At 62.6% G+C, this 18,523-nt stretch carries 17 protein-coding genes; 9 read left to right on the forward strand and 8 right to left on the reverse strand.

Annotated elements, in window-relative coordinates:
* Positions 1-21: 21 nt before the first annotated feature.
* Positions 22-1,368, reverse strand: coding sequence for a TldD/PmbA family protein (locus tag CO660_RS04830; RefSeq protein WP_097597784.1), 1,347 nt, complete (start codon positions 1,366-1,368; stop codon positions 22-24).
* 119 nt (positions 1,369-1,487) lie between these two features.
* Between CO660_RS04830 and CO660_RS04835 the strand changes: the two genes are divergently transcribed.
* From CO660_RS04835 to CO660_RS04845, 3 genes are all read left to right on the forward strand, one after another.
* Positions 1,488-3,302: a monovalent cation:proton antiporter-2 (CPA2) family protein gene (locus CO660_RS04835; RefSeq protein WP_097597785.1), complete on the forward strand. Its 1,815-nt coding sequence runs from the start codon at positions 1,488-1,490 to the stop codon at positions 3,300-3,302.
* 113 nt (positions 3,303-3,415) lie between these two features.
* Positions 3,416-3,787 carry a VOC family protein gene (locus CO660_RS04840; protein WP_097597786.1) on the forward strand — a complete coding sequence of 124 codons (372 nt, stop codon included), beginning with the start codon at positions 3,416-3,418 and terminating at the stop codon, positions 3,785-3,787.
* Between the two features lie 3 nt (positions 3,788-3,790).
* Positions 3,791-4,270 carry an EVE domain-containing protein gene (locus tag CO660_RS04845; protein WP_097597787.1) on the forward strand — a complete coding sequence of 160 codons (480 nt, stop codon included), beginning with the start codon at positions 3,791-3,793 and terminating at the stop codon, positions 4,268-4,270.
* On the opposite strand, the gene CO660_RS04850 is transcribed toward CO660_RS04845, so the two are convergent.
* From CO660_RS04850 to CO660_RS04860, 3 genes are read right to left on the reverse strand one after another with little or no spacing between them, the layout of a single operon-like run.
* Positions 4,259-5,140 (reverse strand): patatin-like phospholipase family protein, encoded by an 882-nt coding sequence (locus tag CO660_RS04850; RefSeq protein ID WP_097597788.1) that lies wholly within the window; start codon positions 5,138-5,140, stop codon positions 4,259-4,261. The two genes, CO660_RS04845 and CO660_RS04850, sit on opposite strands and share 12 nt — an antisense overlap.
* Before the next feature lie 15 nt (positions 5,141-5,155).
* Positions 5,156-5,716, reverse strand: a complete 561-nt coding sequence (gene rsmD / locus CO660_RS04855; RefSeq protein WP_088396576.1) for a 16S rRNA (guanine(966)-N(2))-methyltransferase RsmD — start codon at positions 5,714-5,716, stop codon at positions 5,156-5,158.
* Complete coding sequence (locus tag CO660_RS04860; RefSeq protein ID WP_097597789.1) at positions 5,697-7,631, reverse strand: pseudouridine synthase; 1,935 nt, start codon at positions 7,629-7,631, stop codon at positions 5,697-5,699. Before CO660_RS04860 ends, rsmD begins: the two co-directional genes overlap by 20 nt.
* 90 nt (positions 7,632-7,721) lie before the next feature.
* Here CO660_RS04860 and CO660_RS04865 point away from each other — a divergent pair, with 90 nt between their 5' ends.
* A complete protein-coding gene (locus CO660_RS04865) occupies positions 7,722-8,159 on the forward strand; it encodes a nucleoside deaminase (RefSeq protein ID WP_097597863.1) in 438 nt (145 codons plus the stop codon).
* Between the two features lie 112 nt (positions 8,160-8,271).
* On the opposite strand, the gene CO660_RS04870 is transcribed toward CO660_RS04865, so the two are convergent.
* Complete coding sequence (locus tag CO660_RS04870) at positions 8,272-8,901, reverse strand: hypothetical protein (protein WP_085777111.1); 630 nt, start codon at positions 8,899-8,901, stop codon at positions 8,272-8,274.
* Positions 8,902-9,032: 131 nt separating this feature from the next.
* Positions 9,033-11,939, reverse strand: coding sequence for an isoleucine--tRNA ligase (gene ileS / locus CO660_RS04875; protein WP_097597790.1), 2,907 nt, complete (start codon positions 11,937-11,939; stop codon positions 9,033-9,035).
* Between the two features lie 353 nt (positions 11,940-12,292).
* Between ileS and CO660_RS04885 the strand changes: the two genes are divergently transcribed.
* Positions 12,293-12,556, forward strand: a complete 264-nt coding sequence (locus tag CO660_RS04885; RefSeq protein WP_097597864.1) for a type II toxin-antitoxin system Phd/YefM family antitoxin — start codon at positions 12,293-12,295, stop codon at positions 12,554-12,556.
* Complete coding sequence (locus CO660_RS04890) at positions 12,553-13,011, forward strand: type II toxin-antitoxin system VapC family toxin (RefSeq protein WP_097597791.1); 459 nt, start codon at positions 12,553-12,555, stop codon at positions 13,009-13,011. Before CO660_RS04885 ends, CO660_RS04890 begins: the two co-directional genes overlap by 4 nt.
* Positions 13,012-13,022: 11 nt before the next feature.
* Here the strand turns inward: CO660_RS04890 and CO660_RS04895 are convergent, their stop codons facing one another.
* Positions 13,023-14,006: a bifunctional riboflavin kinase/FAD synthetase gene (locus CO660_RS04895; RefSeq protein WP_097597865.1), complete on the reverse strand. Its 984-nt coding sequence runs from the start codon at positions 14,004-14,006 to the stop codon at positions 13,023-13,025.
* 14 nt (positions 14,007-14,020) lie between these two features.
* Complete coding sequence (locus tag CO660_RS04900) at positions 14,021-14,869, reverse strand: TIGR01459 family HAD-type hydrolase (RefSeq protein ID WP_097597792.1); 849 nt, start codon at positions 14,867-14,869, stop codon at positions 14,021-14,023.
* Between the two features lie 341 nt (positions 14,870-15,210).
* Here CO660_RS04900 and groES point away from each other — a divergent pair, with 341 nt between their 5' ends.
* The 3 genes from groES to CO660_RS04915 all read left to right on the forward strand — a co-directional run bounded on the left by groES (position 15,211) and on the right by CO660_RS04915 (position 18,254).
* Positions 15,211-15,507: a co-chaperone GroES gene (gene groES / locus CO660_RS04905; protein WP_004675403.1), complete on the forward strand. Its 297-nt coding sequence runs from the start codon at positions 15,211-15,213 to the stop codon at positions 15,505-15,507.
* 72 nt (positions 15,508-15,579) lie between these two features.
* The gene (groL, locus tag CO660_RS04910; RefSeq protein ID WP_085777109.1) at positions 15,580-17,217 is read left to right on the forward strand and encodes a chaperonin GroEL; all 1,638 of its coding nucleotides are present in this window, start codon (positions 15,580-15,582) and stop codon (positions 17,215-17,217) included.
* A 590-nt stretch (positions 17,218-17,807) separates the two neighbouring features.
* On the forward strand, positions 17,808-18,254 hold the full coding sequence (locus CO660_RS04915; protein ID WP_097597793.1) for a hypothetical protein: 447 nt from the start codon (positions 17,808-17,810) through the stop codon (positions 18,252-18,254).
* Positions 18,255-18,523: the final 269 nt, after the last annotated feature.

Here is an 18,523-nt window from a genome sequence, read left to right on the forward strand (position 1 = left end):
TCATTCCATTCCTGCCCGTTTTTACTGCCCGGCGAGCGTCATGCCTTCGATCGCGAGGGTCGGAGCCGCGACGCCGAACTTGCGGTCGATGTCGTTTGCCGGCGTCAGGCGCATGAACATCTCCTTGAGGTTCGAGGCGATCGTCACCTCGGATACCGGGAAAGTGAGTTCGCCGTTCTCGATCCAGAAGCCGGTGGCGCCGCGGCTGTATTCGCCGGTGATCATGTTGACGCCGTGGCCGATTAGTTCGGTGACGTAAAAACCGTTGCCGATGCTGCGGATCAGTTCCTCCGGCGAGATCTCGCCCGGCTCCAAGGCGAGGTTGGTGGAAGACGGCGTGACGGCGCTGCCGCCGCGCACGCCGCGGCCATTAGTCTGCAGGCCGAGCTCGCGGGCCGTCGAGGCCGAGAGGAACCAGTGCTTCAGGACACCGTCTTCGATCATGACAAGCCGCTCGCCGGACACGCCCTCACCGTCGAAGGGACGCGAGGAAGGCCCGCGCACGATCAGAGGATCGTCGGTGATCGAAAGGCCCGACTTCAGCACCTGCTGACCCATCCTGTCACGCAGGAAGCTGGTCTTTCGGGCGACGGCGGCACCGTTGATCGCACCGGCGATATGGCCGACAAAACCACGGGCGACGCGCGGATCGAAGACGACGGTGACGTTCTTGCCGGTCGGCACCTGGCGCGGATTGACGCGCTTGACCACCCGTTCGCCGGCGCGGCGGCCGATTTCGGCGGGATCGTCGAGCTCGGCGTAATAAAGCCGGCTGTCGAAATCATAGTCGCGCTCCATGCCCGTGCCTTCGCCTGCGATGACGCTGACGGAATTGCCGAAACGGGAGGCCATGTAGCTGCCTTGGAAACCGTGCGACGTGGCGAGAACAAGACCGCCCATGCCGGCCGACGCGCCGGCGCCGGAGGAATTGGTGACGCCCTTGACCGCAAGTGCGGCCGCCTCGGCGGCAAGAGCCGCCTCGCGCAGCATCTCGGAGGACACGTCGGTGGCATCGAGCAATTGCAGGTCAGGATAGGACTTGGCAAGGTTCGCCTCGTCCGCCAGGCATGCGAAGGGGTCTTCCGGGGAAACCTTGGCCATGGCGACGGCACGCTCGGCCAGCGCCTGGAGATCGAAGCCCGGATTGGCCGAAACGCTGGCGACGCGCTGGCCGATGAAGACGCGCAGCGAAAAATCGTCGCTTTCCGACAATTCCGTCCCCTCGACCTTGCCAAGCCGGACGCTGACGGATTGCGAGCGAGAGCGAACGACCACGGCGTCGGCAGCGTCGGCCCCTGCCTTCCTTGCCAGATCGATCAATTGACTTGCGCGGGAAAGAAGTGTCGAAGAATCGATTTCAGAGGACATGATTTGGCCTTTCCTTCGGCTTCCATTTATTGTGCACTCTCCCTGGCATCAAGGCCGCCGCCGCCGATTCTTTGCCGGGGCTGCCAGGATGTTTCCCGCCGCCGAAAGAAATTGCCAGCATGTCAGCGCCCAACGACCTTTTCTCCGAAACGATCCTGCTGCTCGGCGGCGCGGTGGTCGCCGCTCCGATCTTCAAGAAGCTGGGGCTTGGCACGGTGCTCGGTTATCTCGCCGCCGGCATCGTCATCGGCCCGGTCTTCCACGGCATCACCGACGGCGAACAGATCCTTGCCGTCGCCGAGCTCGGCGTCGTCTTCCTGCTCTTCATCATCGGCCTGGAGCTGAAGCCAAGCCGCCTCTGGCAGATGCGGCGCGACATCTTCGGCCTCGGCACGGCGCAGGTGGTGGTGACAGGGCTGGCGCTGACCGCGCTCGCCTGGTTTTCTGAAATTCTCGATTGGCGCGGCAGCATCGTCGCTGGCTTCGGCCTGGCCCTGTCCTCGACGGCCTTCGCCATGCAGATCCTTGAGGGCGATGGCGACGTCAACACGAGATACGGGCAGCGCTCCTTCTCGATGCTGCTGTTCCAGGACCTGGCGATCGTGCCGCTGCTCGCGCTGATCACCGTTCTCGACGGCAGCGGCAAGAGCAGCAATACGCCGCTCACCGATTTTGCCGTGGCCGTCGGCGCCGTGGCGGCGATGATCGTCGCCGGGCGTTATCTATTAACGCCGCTCTTCCAGATCATCGCCCGCACAGGGGCCCGCGAGGCCATGATCGCGGCCGCCCTTTTTGTCGTCATGGGATCGGCAAGCCTGATGCAGCTTGCCGGACTATCGATGGCGATGGGCGCCTTCCTCTCGGGGGTGATGCTCGCCGAATCCTCCTACCGGCACGAGTTGGAGGCCGACATCGAGCCTTTCCGCGGCGTGCTGCTCGCCATCTTCTTCATCGCCGTCGGCCTGTCGCTGGAGCTGGACGTTCTCGTCGACAATGCGCTCTTCGTCATCGTCACGGTGCCGATCGTCATGGCCGTCAAGGCGATTATCATCTATGGTCTCTGCCGGATATCGGGATCTCCGCACAATGACGCGATCCGCATCGCCTTCCTCTTGCCGCAAGGCGGCGAATTCGGCTTCGTGCTGTTCACCACTGCGGGCGTCGTCGGCTTGATGTCGACGAGCACGGCATCGCTGCTGGTGGCGATCGTCACGCTGTCCATGGCGCTGACGCCGATCGGCGCGGCGCTGTCGAAGCGGCTGCTCAACGGCGATGAACAGGAAGAGCTCGACGAGGATTTCGAAGGTGCGGGCGCCGACGTGCTGATGGTCGGCTTCTCACGTTTCGGCCAGATCGCCGCCCAGATCCTGCTTGCCGGCGGGCGCAGCGTCACCGTCATCGACTTTTCCGCCGACCGCATCCGCCAGGCCTCCTCCTTCGGCTTCCGCATTTATTTCGGCGACGGCACCCGCAAGGACGTGCTGCGCTCGGCCGGGATCGACCGGGCGAAGATCGTGCTCGTCTGCACACAGAAGAAGGAGATCACTGACAAGGTGGTCGAACTGGTGCAAGCGGACTATCCGCAGACGCGCCTTTACGTACGCTCCTATGACCGAATCCATTCGATCGAACTGCGCAACAAGGGGATTGATTACGAGCTGCGCGAAACGCTGGAATCGGGCCTGCTGTTTGGACGGCGGACGCTGGAGGCGCTCGGCGTCTCGGAGGTCGATGCCTATGAAATCGGCGAGGATATCCGCAAGCGCGACGAGGCGCGGCTGGTGCTGCAGGTCTCCGAAGGGCTGCAGGCGGGGCGCGACATGCTGTTTTCCCACCCGGTGCGGCCCGAACCGCTGGTCAAGCCGAAGCGCACGGCCGATCCTTTCGAGGACGATCCGCTGGCGGGAGTCGCGAATGCGGTGGCGGACGCATAAACCTGTTGCCGGAGCTGCGACGGTCGAGCAGTTCGAAAACAGTGGGGCTACTGCCAGAATCTGTCAGCATGTCTCTCTAAATATTCTCCTGCCCGACATACAGGAGGTTTATCGTGCTCGACAGCAACAGCATTCTACTTTTCGTAACCGACGCGCCGAAGAGCGCCAGCTTTTATGCGCGGCTGCTCGGGCAAGATCCTGTGGAGGCCAGCCCGACCTTCGCAATGTTCATTCTGCCTTCGGGCCTGGCCCTCGGACTGCGGGGCCGGACGGGCGTCCAGCCGGCGCCGGCTGCTGCGGGCGGCGGCTGCGAGGTCGGTTTCAAGGTCGCGACAGCGGACATGGTCGATAGGCTCCATATCGAATGGCAGGGCAAGAGCGCGGCGATCCTTCTGCCGCCGATCGACCTCGATTTCGGCCGCAGCTTTGTTGCTGCCGATCCCGACGGGCATCGCTTGCGCGTCTACAACGTCGCGGAGGACTGAACCATGTCCCGCAGCTGGATTGCCGTGGCATCAGCAAACCACGTCCGCATCGGGCGCGCAGCCGGGTTCATGCAAGTCTGTCACGGCAAGGCCGCTCCGCTCAAGCGGAGCGCGCCAGGGGACCGCGTGATTTACTATTCGCCGACTGAAACGTTTGGCGGCAAGGATCGCCTGCAGGCGTTCACGGCCATCGGCGTGGTCGAGGAAACGGCGGCATATCAAGTGGAGGCTCACCCCGGCTTCCGCCCTTGGAGGCGGGATGTCGTCTGGTGGCGGGCCATTGAAACGCCCATCCGGCCGCTGCTCGATCGGCTATCTTTCACGAGCGATCGGACAGGCTGGGGCTATCGACTGCGCTTTGGTCTCTTTGAAATCGACAATGACGATGCCGACCTCATAGCCGAAGCGATGCTCGCTGAACCGCTGGCGCATGTCTCGCGGACGCCGGCAACGGCGCCCGTGCAAGGTTCCTTAGCGTTTTAGCCGCGCTTCGATCTCGCGGTCGAGGGCGAATTTCAGATCGTCCTTGACGCCGACGGACATGGCCAGCACTTCGCGAGCCTTGAGGAAATCCATCACGCCGGTGCGGCCGACCGTCGGGCGCAGGAAGATGTGCGGCTGGCAAAGCTTCAGCTTCAGGGAGATTGCCGTCTGCATCATCAGCTGTCCGGAACCGAAGATGCTCTCCATGCGGTTCGGGATATGGGTGCCGTCGCCCTCGGGAGCGCCGACGACATCGACGCCGACGACGATGTCGGCAAGATCCATCAGGCACTCATAAGGCACAGGATTGCTGATGCCGCCATCGATCATCACGCGGCCGCGCAGGCGCACCGGCATGAAAACGGCGGGGATGGAGGACGAGGCGGCCAGTGCGGGAAACAGCTCGCCCTCTTCGATGATCACCTCGTTCTGCCCGTAATAATCCGTGGTGATCACCTTCATCGGCACCAGCAGATCTTCAAATCGGGCCGGCAGCTCCGACGGCAGAAAAGCTTTCAGGATCCGTTCCAGATTGAACTGGCCGATGCGGATGCCCTTGGCCACCGCATCGCGCACTGTCGTCGGCCTCATGCCCCAGATGCGGGCAACGACGGCGGTCTTGTTGCCGACGGTTGCCAGCGCATGTTCACGGATTTCGGCGCCGGACATGCCGGCGGCCATGCCCGCCCCCATGATCGCGCCGATCGACGAACCTGCAATCGCCACCGGGCGGATGCCGAGTTCGTCGAGGGTTTCGATGATGTGGATATGGGACAGGCCGCGTGCGCCGCCGCCGCCGAAGGCGACAGCGACCGTCGGCAAATCGCTGATCGCAGGCAGTTTCGGACTGATGATCTCTGCCTGCTGCACGCCCCGCCCCTGCGCCTATTGCGGCTGATATCGGAAGAAATGCACCCTGGTGTCGCCAAAGATGCGGCTTTCGAGAAAAACATAGGAAGGGTGGACCGAAACGACAATGTCGGCGCGTTCTTCGAGTACCGCGATCGCCCCCGGCCGCAGCCAGCCGCCAACGGCGGCCGCCGCCATCGCCTTTTCGCCGAGGCCCTTGCCATAGGGCGGGTCGGCAAAGAGCACGTCGAAAGGCTCGAGATTGCCGACGCTGCCGAGATCGGTCGCATCGCGGCGCAGGATGCGGGTGCGGCCATGCAGACCGAGCGCATCGATGTTTTCCCAGAGCAGCGCCCTGCCCTCGACGCTGTTTTCGACGAAGAGCGCATGACGACAGCCGCGCGAGACGGCTTCGAGGCCGACGGCGCCGGTTCCGGCAAAAAGATCGAGGATCCGGGTGCCGTCGACACATTCCGGATAGGCATGGCTCAAAATATTGAACAGGCTCTCGCGCGTCCGGTCGGCGGTCGGCCGGATGTCGTTGGATTTTGGCACGGCGAGAGGCCGTCCGCGAAACTCACCGCCGACGATCCGCACCGCGTGTCATTCCCTTTCCTCGAGCACCACCTCTGGACGGACTGCCCGCCGGCCTATCCCCGGCCGGCCTTTCACCGCCTGGCTTGGCGCCCTTAGGTTTGCCGGAAAAATTCTTGGGTCCACCGGGCTTGCCAGCAAAGCCCTTGCCGCGCGGCTTATCGCCCGAAGGCTTGCCGCTCACAGCCTTGTCGCCGAACGATCTTTCGCCGCGCGGACGCTCGGAACGCCCCTCGCCGGCAAAGCTTCTGGCTGTCCGCGGGCGCTCGTCACCCTCCTCGCGCGGCTTTCGATCGCCACGCGGCTTGCCGGCGAAAGGTCGATCGCCACGCGAAGGTCGATCGCCGAAGGGGCGGTCGCTGCGCGGACGCTCAGAACGACTCTCGCCGGTGGACGCTCTGGCGGCGCGGGGACGCTCATCACCATCCGCGCGCGGCTTGTCGCCGAATGGCCGGTCGCCGCGCGAACGCTCCGCACGGCCTTCGCCACGCGCCGGGCGGTCGCCATAACCGCGGTCTTCGCGGGCCGGGCGATCGCCGAACGAGCGCTTGTGGCCGCGGCCTTCGCCCTCATCCTTGCGGTGGGGCTGCTCGCTCGAGCGGATCCATTCGCCGTCCTCTTCGCGCACACGGTTGATCGGCGTGCGCGGACGATCCTCGATGCGATCGAAAGCATTGGTCTTTGCCGCCGGCTGTTCGCCGCGCCGGCGCGCGGTCTGCGCATTCTTGGCGGCCTTGGCTGCCGCCTTCTCGCCGAGGGGCCGGGCGCCGGGCGCCATCCAGACATTGGCGCTGCGGCGCTGGCCGAGCGGCTGGGCGCGCTTGGGCTTTTCTTCATCCCTGCGGCCGCCGCGGCGATCGTCGTCTCTGCGCCCGCCGGGGCGATCGTCGCGCTTGGTATCGAGGCGGCTCAGCGCCCGTTCGCGCTTATCCTCCTCGCGTCGCGGCCGCTCGCGCTTTGCTGGTGCGGCCGGTGCCGAAGCCTCTTCCTCTTCTTCGGCAGCGACGGCGGGCGCATTATAGATCGGCGCGTCGAAATTCGCCTTGGCTTCCTCGATCAGGCGCGGGCCGAGTTGGTCACGCAATGTGCGGCCGCGCACCTCGACGACATGGCCTTCCGGCAAGTCACCGAGCTGGAACGGCCCATAGGAAATGCGGATCAGACGGTTGACATCGAGACCGAGCGCTCCGAGCACATTTTTGATTTCGCGGTTCTTGCCTTCGCGAAGGCCCATGGTGATCCAGACATTCGAGCCCTGGGTGCGGTCGAGGGTCGCCTCGATCGATCCATAGAGCACGCCGTCGACGGCGATGCCGTCCTTCAATTTGTCGAGCGCTTCCTGATCGATCTCCCCATGGGCGCGAACGCGGTAGCGCCTCAGCCAACCGGTCGCCGGCAGTTCGAGGGCGCGGGCGAGGCCGCCGTCATTGGTGAGCAGCAGCAGGCCTTCGGTGTTGATGTCGAGCCGGCCGATCGACATGACGCGCGGCAGTTCTTCCGGCAGGTTGTCGAAGACGGTCGGACGGCCTTCCGGATCGGCATTGGTGGTCACCAGGCCTGCCGGCTTGTGATAGAGCCAGAGCCTGGTTCGCTCGATGCCGCGGATCGGCACGCCGTCGACCTCGATGCGGTCGGCAAGCGTGACGTTGACGACGGGGGTTTCGAGAACCGTGCCGTTCAGCGTCACACGGCCTTCCATGATCATGCGCTCGATGTCGCGGCGGGAGGCGACGCCTGCGCGCGCCATCACCTTGGAAATGCGTTCGGCCTTGGTGTCGCTGTCGGCTTCGGCCGCCGCCGAGCGCGCGGTTGCGGCCTTCGCCGGCTTCGCGCCGCCCGCCTTCGGACCGGCCTTCGGCCTGATATCCCGTGAAAGGGGCTTTGCGCCCGGGCGTTTTGGCTTGTCTTTGGGTGTCATTTGCTGTTTGCCTGCCTTTTGGGCCTGTCTATCAGGTCACGCATCTGCGGTTAAGTGGAAATTCTTGCGATCGTGAAGACAAATCGTTTCATGGAGATGGCGCTTGAAGAAGCGCGTGCCGCCGGAGAACGCGGCGAGGTGCCGATCGGCGCGGTCGTCGTTGTCGACGATATTGCTGTTTCACGCTCGGGAAACCGCACGCGCGAGCTCAACGACGTTACCGCGCACGCCGAGATCGCCGCAATCCGGCTCGCCTGCGAGGCACTTGGGCAGGAGCGCCTTACCGGCGCCGATCTCTATGTGACGCTGGAGCCTTGCACCATGTGCGCGGCAGCCATCTCGTTTGCGCGCATCCGCAGGCTCTATTACGGCGCCGAGGATCCGAAGGGCGGCGCCGTCGACAATGGCGTGCGATTCTATGCGCAACCGACCTGCCATCACGCGCCGGAAGTCTATTCGGGAATCAATGAGGTGCAGTCGGCCGAGATTTTGCGGCGATTCTTTGCGGAACGAAGAGAGGCGCCGTAATCTCAGGGCCTGCACAATACCGTCATCCCGGCAGGCGGATGAGGGGCCGGTTCGGTGATATCGATGAACTCTAACCAACCGAAAAGCATGCACTACAGGCCGGTCAAAGCTGCTACTGCAGGAAGTTCCACCACTGCTTGCCGGAATTGGCGATTGCCGCGTCCTTCTTGCGCTTCTTCTGCTTCTTGAGCTCCGGCTCGCCGACGTCATCGAGCTTGGCCGGGTCATCGACGGTGCGGTAACCGGGCGGCGGATCGGAAATATAGCGACGCTGATCGACGTAGGAGCCCTTCTGCAGGGCGCGGGCCTCGCGATAGGCCTGGGTCTGGGCTTCGGTCGTGCGCCGGCCGCCTTCGATGGCGGAGCTTGCCAGCGGGGAGCGGTAATTCGGATTGTCCGAATTGGCGTCAGCCTCGGAAACGAGGCGGGCGCGGGTCTCCTCCGGCGATTCAAGCCATTGCGGATTGTCCTTGTTGGCCACCGTCGGCTGCGGCGCGACGAGGGTCTCTCGCTGGCCCTCAGCCGGCAGCACCAGCGTCGGACGCGGCGTATATTTGACGCCCTTGTTCTTCGGTTCCGGTCCGGTCAGAGACACGGACTGGCCAAGATCGTCGGTCAGCTGCTCCATGGCGGTCTTGTCGGTGCCGTAGGTCGGGCTGCTGGCGCAGCCGGACACAAGGGAGCATCCCGCCATGACAACAGACAGGCAGGCGCCAATACGGAACCAATGCGTTGCGAACATGAAAACCCTTCCAGCCACCGGTGCAATCGTCGCCCTACCGGACAACCGTCCCCCTGACGCAAAAATCCGGCCATTTTCAGGCAGCTTTTACCGGATGAACGCCGCAAAGGCAATTCACCCGGCAAATATCTTCAGGCGCGGATGCCGAGTTCGCGCAAGGCGGCAGCGTCGCGCGCCGAGACGTCGGGATAGTCCGGATCGGAACCGACATCGGTGGTGATGCGCCAGGAACGGGCGCATTTGACGCCTTCGGCAAGCTTCGGCACGACGGCGACGTCAGGCACGTCGGCGAGACGGAAGGCTTCGGCCGGGCCGGCATCTGACTTGATCGTGATGCCAGAGGTGATGCAGACTTCGCTGAAATCCTGGCCCTCGAGCGCCTTGCGAAGCGCCGCATCGGCGACATAGACAACGGGCGCCGCCTCGAGCGAGGAACCGATGCGCTTGTCCTTGCGCTCGATTTCGAGCGCGCCGGTCACGACGCTGCGGATCGCGCGGATCTTCCTCCACTTTTCGGCGAGCGCATCGTTGCGCCATTCCTTGGCGACCGGAGCGAACTGCTCCAGATGGACCGAGATAGCCGAGGGATTGCGTGAGAGCCATGCCTCTTCCGTTGTAAACGGCAGCATCGGCGCAAGCCAGGTCACCACGCAATCGAAGATCATGCGGATGACATAGAGCGCCGAGCGACGGCGGAGGCTGGAGGGCGCATCACAATAGAGCGCATCCTTGCGGACGTCGAAGTAGAAGGCCGAGAGCTCGACATTGGCAAAGTCAATCAATGCGCGGGCGATCTTCTTGAAGTCGAAGGCATCATAATTCTCGCGCACGAGCTGATCGAGCTCGGAGAGACGGTGCAGCATCAGCTGCTCCAGCTCCGGCAGGTCGGCAAGCGCGATGACCTCGCCCTTGTCATGCGCCAGGGTGCCGAGCATCCAGCGGATGGTATTGCGCAGCTTGCGATAGGCATCGACATTGGTCTGGATGATCGTCTTGCCGACGCGCAGGTCATCGGCATAATCGGAGGTCATGACCCAGAGGCGCAGGATGTCGGCGCCGGCATCCTTCATCACCTCCTGCGGCGAGGTGACGTTGCCCTTCGACTTCGACATCTTCTCGCCCTTCTCGTCCATGGTGAAACCATGGGTGAGGACAGCGTTATAAGGCGCGCGGCCGCGGGTGGCAGCCGATTCCAAGAGCGACGAATGGAACCAGCCGCGATGCTGATCGGACCCTTCGAGATAGAGATCGGCCGGCCATTTCAGGTCCGGGCGGTCTTCCAGCGTGAAGGTGTGCGTGGAGCCCGAGTCGAACCAGACGTCGAGGATATCCATGACCTGGGTCCACTTGGCCGGGTCATGCTCGTTGCCGAGGAAGCGCTCCTTGGCGCCTTCCGCAAACCAGGCGTCTGCGCCCTCGACATCGAAAGCGTTCAGGATGCGCTGGTTGACGGCCTCGTCCTTCAGGACCTCGCCCTGCTCATCGACGAAGACGCAGATCGGCACGCCCCAGGCTCTTTGACGGGAAAGGACCCAGTCCGGGCGCTGCTCGATCATCGCACGCAGACGGTTCTGGCCGGCGGCCGGCACGAAACGGGTGTCGTCGATCGCGTTCAGCGCCCGATTGCGCAGCGTCGTCCCATCCGGCAGCGTCTTGTCCATATAGACGAACCACTGCGGCGTATTGCGGAAAATGACAGGCTTCTTCGAACGCCAGGAATGCGGATACTGGTGCTTCAAGCGGCCGCGGGCAAAGAGCGCATTGCGTTCGATCAGCGCTTTGATGACGCGATCATTGGCATCGCCCTTCTTGCCGTTATCGTCGATGACGCGTGCGCCTTCCAGGCCGGGAGCGTCGGCGGTGTAGAAGCCGCCGTCGTCGACCGGGAACGGGATCTTGGTCTCGATGCCGCGGGCCTCGATCTCCCGGGCATGCGCCATCCAGACGTCAAAGTCTTCGCGGCCGTGGCTCGGTGCGGTGTGCACGAAACCGGTGCCGGCATCGTCAGTGACGTGATCGCCCTCGAGCAGCGGCACGGCAAATTCGTAACCGCCTTCCAGGCCTCGGAGGGGATGTGCGCAGGCCATGCCGGCGAGATCGGCAGCCGTGACATCGGCTAGGCGCCGGTACTGCAGCTTCGCCTTGGCAAAGGATTCCTCGGCCAACTTATCGGCGAAAACAAGCTTCTCGCCCGGACGCGGTCCAAAATCATTCTCGGCAGCTGTGACTTCGTAAAGGCCGTAGGCAACACGTGAAGAATAGGCGATCGCGCGGTTGCCGGGGATCGTCCAGGGCGTGGTCGTCCAGATGACGACGAAGGCATCCTTGACGCTGTCGGGGCCTTTCGCGATGGGGAATTTCACCCAGATCGTGTCGCTTTCATAGTCGTGGTACTCGACCTCGGCTTCCGCCAGCGCGGTGCGCTCGACCACCGACCACATGATCGGCTTGGAGCCGCGGTAGAGCTGGCCGCTCTGGGCGATCTTCAACAGTTCTCCGGCGATGCGGCTCTCCGCATGGAAGTTCATCGTCAGGTATGGGTTTTCGAAATCCCCGATGATGCCGAGGCGCTGGAACTCGCCACCCTGGATCGCGATCCACTTTTCGGCATAGGCGCGGCACTCCCGGCGGAATTCGATCATCGCCGACGGCTCGGTCAGGTCAGGCTTGGCCTTGCCCTTGGCTCGATAATTTTCCTCCTCGATCTTCCATTCGATCGGCAGGCCGTGGCAATCCCAGCCGGGCACGTAGTTGGCGTCGTAGCCGCGCATCTGGAACGAGCGGTTGATGACGTCCTTGAGGATCTTGTTCAGCGCATGGCCGATATGGATGTTGCCATTGGCATAGGGCGGGCCGTCGTGAAGGACGAACTTCTCGCGGCCGGCGGCAGAGGCGCGCAATTTCTTGTAAAGATCCATCTCCTGCCAGCGCTTTACGAGCTCCGGCTCCTTCTGCGGCAGGCCGGCGCGCATCGGGAAATCGGTTTCAGGCAGATAGAGGGTCTTCGAGTAATCGATCTTTTCGGCTGTTTCGGTCATGTGTGACAATCGTTTCTGGCGGCCCAGGGAGGGGCGCAACGGACGTGAAAATAGGTGGCGGCGGAAGCGCCTGCTCGCAAGCGCCAAAAACCCGGACCTCCCGGCCGCTTAGCGCGCGCGGAAGGCCGGGCCGATAATTCGTATCGTCATTGCCAGCCGAGGTTTCGTCATAGCGCCGGTTCATAGGCGTTTTTGCCGGGAAAAGGAAGAGAGGAAATTGCGGCCCGCAATCGGCACCGGTGACTGGAATTGCCAGCGCCGCATCCTTCCGGGAAAGCATCGGACTGGAAAATCCTCTTCGCTCGAGATATAAATCTGACTATCTGACCAGATTCGATCGAGAGATGAATGGCATGAAAAAAATCACGAAGCAAAGCTGGAAGCTCGAGGACGCGAAAGCGCGCTTCAGCGAGGTGGTTCGCCGCGCCCGCAGCGAAGGACCACAGCGCGTGACGGTTCGCGGCCAGGACAGCGTCGTCGTCATCAGCGTCGAAGAGCTCGACCATCTAACCAAAGCTGAGCCGAAGAAGCCTTTCGTCGCTTTCATGGAAAGCCTTGACCTCAAGGAGCTCGACCTTGAGCGAGAGGCCGATTACGGGCGGGATGCCGAGCTGTGATCGGCTGGCTGCTCGATACGAACGTCATTGCCGCTCTGATCAACCCGAACGGTGCCCCCTCCGTCAAATCCTGGGCTGCGGCTCAAGACGAGGAGAGGATGTTCATCAGCATCCTCACGCTGGCGGAATACGACAAGGGCATCGAAAATCTGCCTGAGGACGATCAGAACCGCTATCGCTATGCTGCCTCCCGCGATGCACTGGAAGAGAGGTTTTCGCAACGCGTTCTTTCGCTGAGCGACACAGCCGTCAGGCATTGGGGCGCCATTTCCGGGCGCGTGAAACTGAGGACCGGACATGCACCGTCGGTTGTCGACACGATGCTGGCCGCCACGGCAATCGAGCACAATCTCTATCTGGTCACGCGAAACGTCCGAGATACGCGCTTCTCCGGCGCAGCGGTCTTCGATCCGTGGACCAACGATCCAGATCAATTTCCGCTCAGCCGGAGATAACTCGAAGCCACTCAGGCGAAGCAAAGCTTCCGATCGAGCTCGCCGAGCGGCGTAACGCTCGCCAGCAGCGCCCTCGCCTCCTCTTCGTCGCGTTTGATCTGGGCGACGAGCGGATCGAGCCCGTCGAATTTCAGCTCGGGTCTAAGATAGCCGAAGAAGGAGACGGCGCAGAGCTGGCCGTAGAGATCGCCGTGAAAATCGAACAGATAGGTTTCGAGCAGCGGCGCGCCGTTTTCCGTCACCGTCGGGCGGCGGCCGTAGCTCGCGACGGCATCGTGGAGCGTTCCGTCCCGGCGGCGGAAGCGGACGGCGTAGATGCCGGCGGCGAGTTCGGCCTCGGGCGGCAGGCGCATATTGGCGGTGGGAAAACCGAGCTGCCGGCCGAGCTTTTCGCCGTCGATCACCTCGGCTTCGACCGTATAGCGGTAGCCGAGCATGCCGGCGGCTTCGCTGACATTGCCGTCCTTCAGCAGCGCCCGGATATGGCTCGACGAGACGACATCGGCGTTCTCGTCGCGGAAGGCGTCGATCAGGGTGACGCCGAAACCATAGGTCTGGCCGGCATTCATCAGGAAGGCAGGCCCGCCTTCGCGGCCGCGGCCGAAATGGAAATCGAAGCCGGTGACGACTTCGGTGGCGCCTAGCCAATCCTTGAGGATCGAATGGATGAAATCGTCGGCCGAGCGCTGCGAAAATTCGTAGTCGAAAGGATATTCGATGACTGCGTTGAAACCGAGCGTTTCCAGAATCCGGGCCTTGAGCGGCGCGGGTGTCAGCCGGAAGACCGGTGTCTGCGGCCGGAACACCGTGCGCGGATGCGGCTCGAAGGTCAGCACCAGGGCAGGAATGCCGCGCGCCTTCGCTATTTCGAGCGCGCGGTTCAGCACCGATTGATGGCCGCGATGCACGCCGTCGAAATTGCCGATGGCAATGACCCCGCCCTTCAGATGGGCAGGCAAGGCTTCGCGGGTTTCATTGCGGTGGAAGACGGTCATCGGCTGGCTTCTCTTCATGCAAGGCGCGGCATCCACCACTTCGGCGCGGCCTTCTCCCGCTCGAGATAGGCGTTGAGGATCGCCTCGTCGGTCTCGCCGTTCAAGGTGTATTCCTTGGCATGGATCCCGCCGCTGATGTAGAGAAGATCCAGGCCGAAATTCAAGGCGCCGCGCACATCCGTCGGCATGCCGTCGCCGATCGCCAGCACACGGTCGGTGGAAAAATCGCCGCGAAGCTCGCGGGCGGCCGAAAGTGTCGCCTCGTAAATCGGCCGGTGCGGCTTGCCGGCAATGCGGGTTTTACCGCCGAGCTGCTCGTAATAGGCAGCCATGGCGCCGGCACAGGGGATGATGCGATGGCCGCGTTCGACGACGAGGTCGGGATTGGCGCAGATCATCGGCACGTCGCGCGCCTGGAAATCGAGGAGCATGTCGGTGTAGTCCTCGGGCTTTTCGGTCTCGTCGTCGAAAAAGCCAGTGCAGACGAGCGATTGCGCTTCACCGGCCGGCCGGCGCTCGACGCCGATGCCTTCGAGAAGCGCCTTGTCGCGCTCGGGGCCGAGCAGAAAGACCGTCTTCGGCCCCTCGGAAATCAGCCCGCGGGTGACGTCCCCCGAGGTGACGATCCGGTCATAGGCGCCGTCGGGAACGCCGATATGGCGCATCTGCTCGACCACCTGCCAGGAAAGGCGCGGCGAATTGGTGATGAGGACGACGGCAAGGCCGCTCTCACGCGCGGATTGAAGGGCGGCGGCGGCCTTCGGAAACGGATCCACGCCGTTATGAACGACGCCCCAGACGTCGCAGAGCACCACGTCATAGCGATCCGTGATCTCCGAGAAGTTTCCTATCCGCCTGGCCATTCCAATTTCCCGATTTGCTTCAGTCACCGGTGACATTGCAAAGGCGCAAGGCGATGGCAAGGCATTTTCTTCACCTGGCAGACAAGATCGTCGGCAATCCCGGCGGGAGGGGACGGCAAGGTCTGGCAACGTTGCCATGCCAGACGAGATTTCTGCGGGAACCTCCGATAATTCGCCGCCTCTTCACAATTCCGGCACAAAAATTCGTGATTGCTCTCATTGACTCCTCTCGGAGCCATCCCTAAATGCTCGAGCGCTAGCACTCACCAGAGAGGAGTGCTAACACTTATCCATGCGGACCGCTCCGGCCCGCGAATGTCATTCGATCGAGGGATTAGACAATGGCAAGCACCAATTTCCGTCCGCTTCACGACCGCGTCGTCGTTCGTCGCGTCGAGTCCGAAGAAAAGACCAAGGGCGGCATCATCATTCCCGACACCGCCAAGGAGAAGCCGCAGGAAGGCGAAATCGTCGCCGTCGGCTCCGGCGCTCGTGACGAGTCCGGCAAGGTCGTCGCTCTCGACGTCAAGGCTGGCGACCGCGTTCTGTTCGGCAAGTGGTCCGGCACTGAAGTCAAGATCAACGGCGAAGACCTTCTGATCATGAAGGAAGCCGACATCATGGGCATCATCGGCTGATCGGCCGATCCGCTTTCCCGAAATGGCTGACGGGCTTTTTGCCCGAACAAATCGAATTCAGGAGACACAAACATGGCAGCTAAAGAAATCAAGTTTGGCCGCACCGCGCGCGAAAAGATGCTGCGCGGCGTCGACATTCTCGCCGATGCAGTGAAGGTCACGCTCGGCCCGAAGGGCCGCAACGTCATCATCGACAAGTCCTTCGGCGCTCCGCGCATCACCAAGGACGGCGTTTCCGTCGCCAAGGAAATCGAACTTGAAGACAAGTTCGAAAACATGGGCGCCCAGATGGTCCGCGAAGTCGCTTCGAAGACTAACGACATCGCCGGTGACGGCACCACGACTGCAACCGTTCTTGCCCAGGCGATCGTTCGCGAAGGCGCCAAGGCCGTTGCCGCAGGCATGAACCCGATGGACCTGAAGCGCGGCATCGATCTCGCCGTTGCCGAAGTCGTCAAGGATCTCCAGGCCAAGGCCAAGAAGATCAACACTTCGGAAGAAGTCGCCCAGGTCGGCACGATCTCCGCAAACGGCGAACGCCAGGTCGGTCTCGACATTGCCGAAGCCATGCAGAAGGTCGGCAACGAAGGCGTCATCACGGTTGAAGAAGCCAAGACCGCCGAAACCGAACTCGAAGTCGTCGAAGGCATGCAGTTCGACCGCGGCTACCTCAGCCCCTACTTCGTCACCAACCCGGAAAAGATGGTCGCCGACCTCGAAGACGTCTTCATTCTCCTTCACGAGAAGAAGCTCTCGAACCTGCAGTCGATGCTCCCGGTTCTCGAAGCCGTCGTCCAGACCGGCAAGCCGCTCCTCATCATCGCTGAAGACGTTGAAGGCGAAGCCCTTGCTACGCTCGTCGTCAACAAGCTGCGTGGCGGCCTGAAGATCGCTGCCGTCAAGGCGCCCGGCTTCGGCGACCGCCGCAAGGCCATGCTCGAAGACATCGCTATCCTGACCGGCGGCACCGTCATCTCCGAAGACCTCGGCATCAAGCTCGAGAGCGTCACGCTCGACATGCTCGGCCGCGCCAAGAAGGTTTCGATCTCCAAGGAAAACACCACGATCGTCGACGGTTCGGGCGCCAAGTCCGACATCGAAGGCCGTGTTGCCCAGATCAAGGCCCAGATCGAAGAAACCACCTCCGACTACGACCGCGAGAAGCTGCAGGAACGTCTCGCCAAGCTCGCCGGCGGCGTTGCCGTCATCCGCGTCGGCGGCTCGACGGAAGTCGAAGTGAAGGAAAAGAAGGACCGCATCGACGACGCCCTCAACGCGACGCGCGCTGCCGTTCAGGAAGGTATCGTACCGGGCGGCGGCGTTGCCCTGCTCCGTTCTTCCGTCAAGATCTCCGCCAAGGGTATCAACGACGACCAGGAAGCCGGCATCAACATCGTTCGCCGCGCTCTGCAGGCTCCGGCCCGCCAGATCGCTGAAAACGCTGGTGACGAAGCTTCGATCGTTGTCGGCAAGATCCTGGACAAGGATCAGGACAACTACGGCTACAACGCCCAGACCGGCGAATATGGCGACATGATCGGCATGGGCATCATCGACCCTGTCAAGGTCGTTCGCACCGCCCTGCAGGATGCCGCTTCCGTCGCATCGCTGCTGATCACCACCGAAGCCATGATCGCCGAGCTGCCGAAGAAGGACGCTCCGGCTATGCCGGGCGGCATGGGCGGCATGGGTGGAATGGACATGATGTGATAGGCGAAAGCCGTCACTGACATCCATTCCGGCACATCCGGAACAGGAAGGGCGGCCCCGGGTCGCCCTTTTCTTTTGTCCGCTGCGATTCGTTCCGTTGCGCACTATTTTATCCCGTGCAGCGCGTCAGCCGACCTCGAAGCTTTCGTCAGGCTTGCGTCGCTGCTCTTTTTCCAATGCCGGAAAGTGCGCGGGAGATTGCTTCCCGGGGAAGGTTTCTCACGCAATAGATGCTAAACCGTCCGAAAAACGCCGAAACTGGTCGCTTCTGGCTGAAGAGCGTGGTGATGCCGACATCTCTCACAAACAATGCCGATCCGAACAGGCTCAAAAAGCCGTTGCCGTTTGTGCAAAAGCTCCTATAAATCCGCGGCTGCAATCGAAGCGCGCCCGGCGATCATTTTCGCTGTCAGACGAGCGCGGGAAGGCGATGCCATAAATGCGTGTTCGAAGGGCTCAGGTCCGGAGACTCGAATGGCTGCAACGATCGCCGATGTAGGCGCGGGCATCATGCCCGCCGTCCCATGATCCTGTTTCTTTGTGTTTGCCGAGCGTGCGGCGGAGGAGCCGCATCCGAACTGGGGAACGCCTTGTTTAAGATCGCCAAAGCCAATGCAGCCGTGCCCTTGATGACCGGCTCGCTGAACGACAACCATCAAAATCACCAGATGCTGGCGCAGTTGTCGGTTTCCGAAAGCTGGACCGGAGATTTTTCGAGCGGCCTGATCCGTCTCGGCAAATGGAGCGCGATGCTGCACGGCCTTTCCGCCGAGGAATGCGGGCTGCTGAACCTGATCCGCTGCTACGATAGCAAGGATCGAGCCCGCGTGCTGGAACTATTCGAGCAGGCGGCGACGCACTGCTCCTCCTTCTGCTTTTCAACGACAATCATCATGCCGAACGGCTCGCGCCAGCCACTGTTCTGCATGGGCGAGTCGAACGGGCTCGAGGAGAAATACAGCGGCAGCATAACCGGCGTCTTCATCTTCCCTCGCTTCAAGCTCGAAGGCGCAAGGCAGATCACCAGCCGGCAATAAGACCGGCGACGCTAGATAGAGGCCGCTCATGGCCCAGCCATAACGTAAATGTGGAATCGCTAAATTTTGCGGTTCCACATTTTCAGCCCACGACCGACGGGCCCATTGCAGCTATCCGTACTATCGCATCAAGCGGTCCGGCGGCCAATTTGGATTGGGTAGCTTCATCACCCGCCCGCAAGCGGCCGCCGGCCGCAAAATCAAAGAGGAATCGCAGCGTACCCTTTGGCATAGCGGGAATAGTCATGTTTTACGAAACGTCCGCAAGT

The sequence above is a fragment of the Rhizobium sp. L9 genome, assembly GCF_002531885.1.
Lineage (GTDB): Bacteria > Pseudomonadota > Alphaproteobacteria > Rhizobiales > Rhizobiaceae > Rhizobium.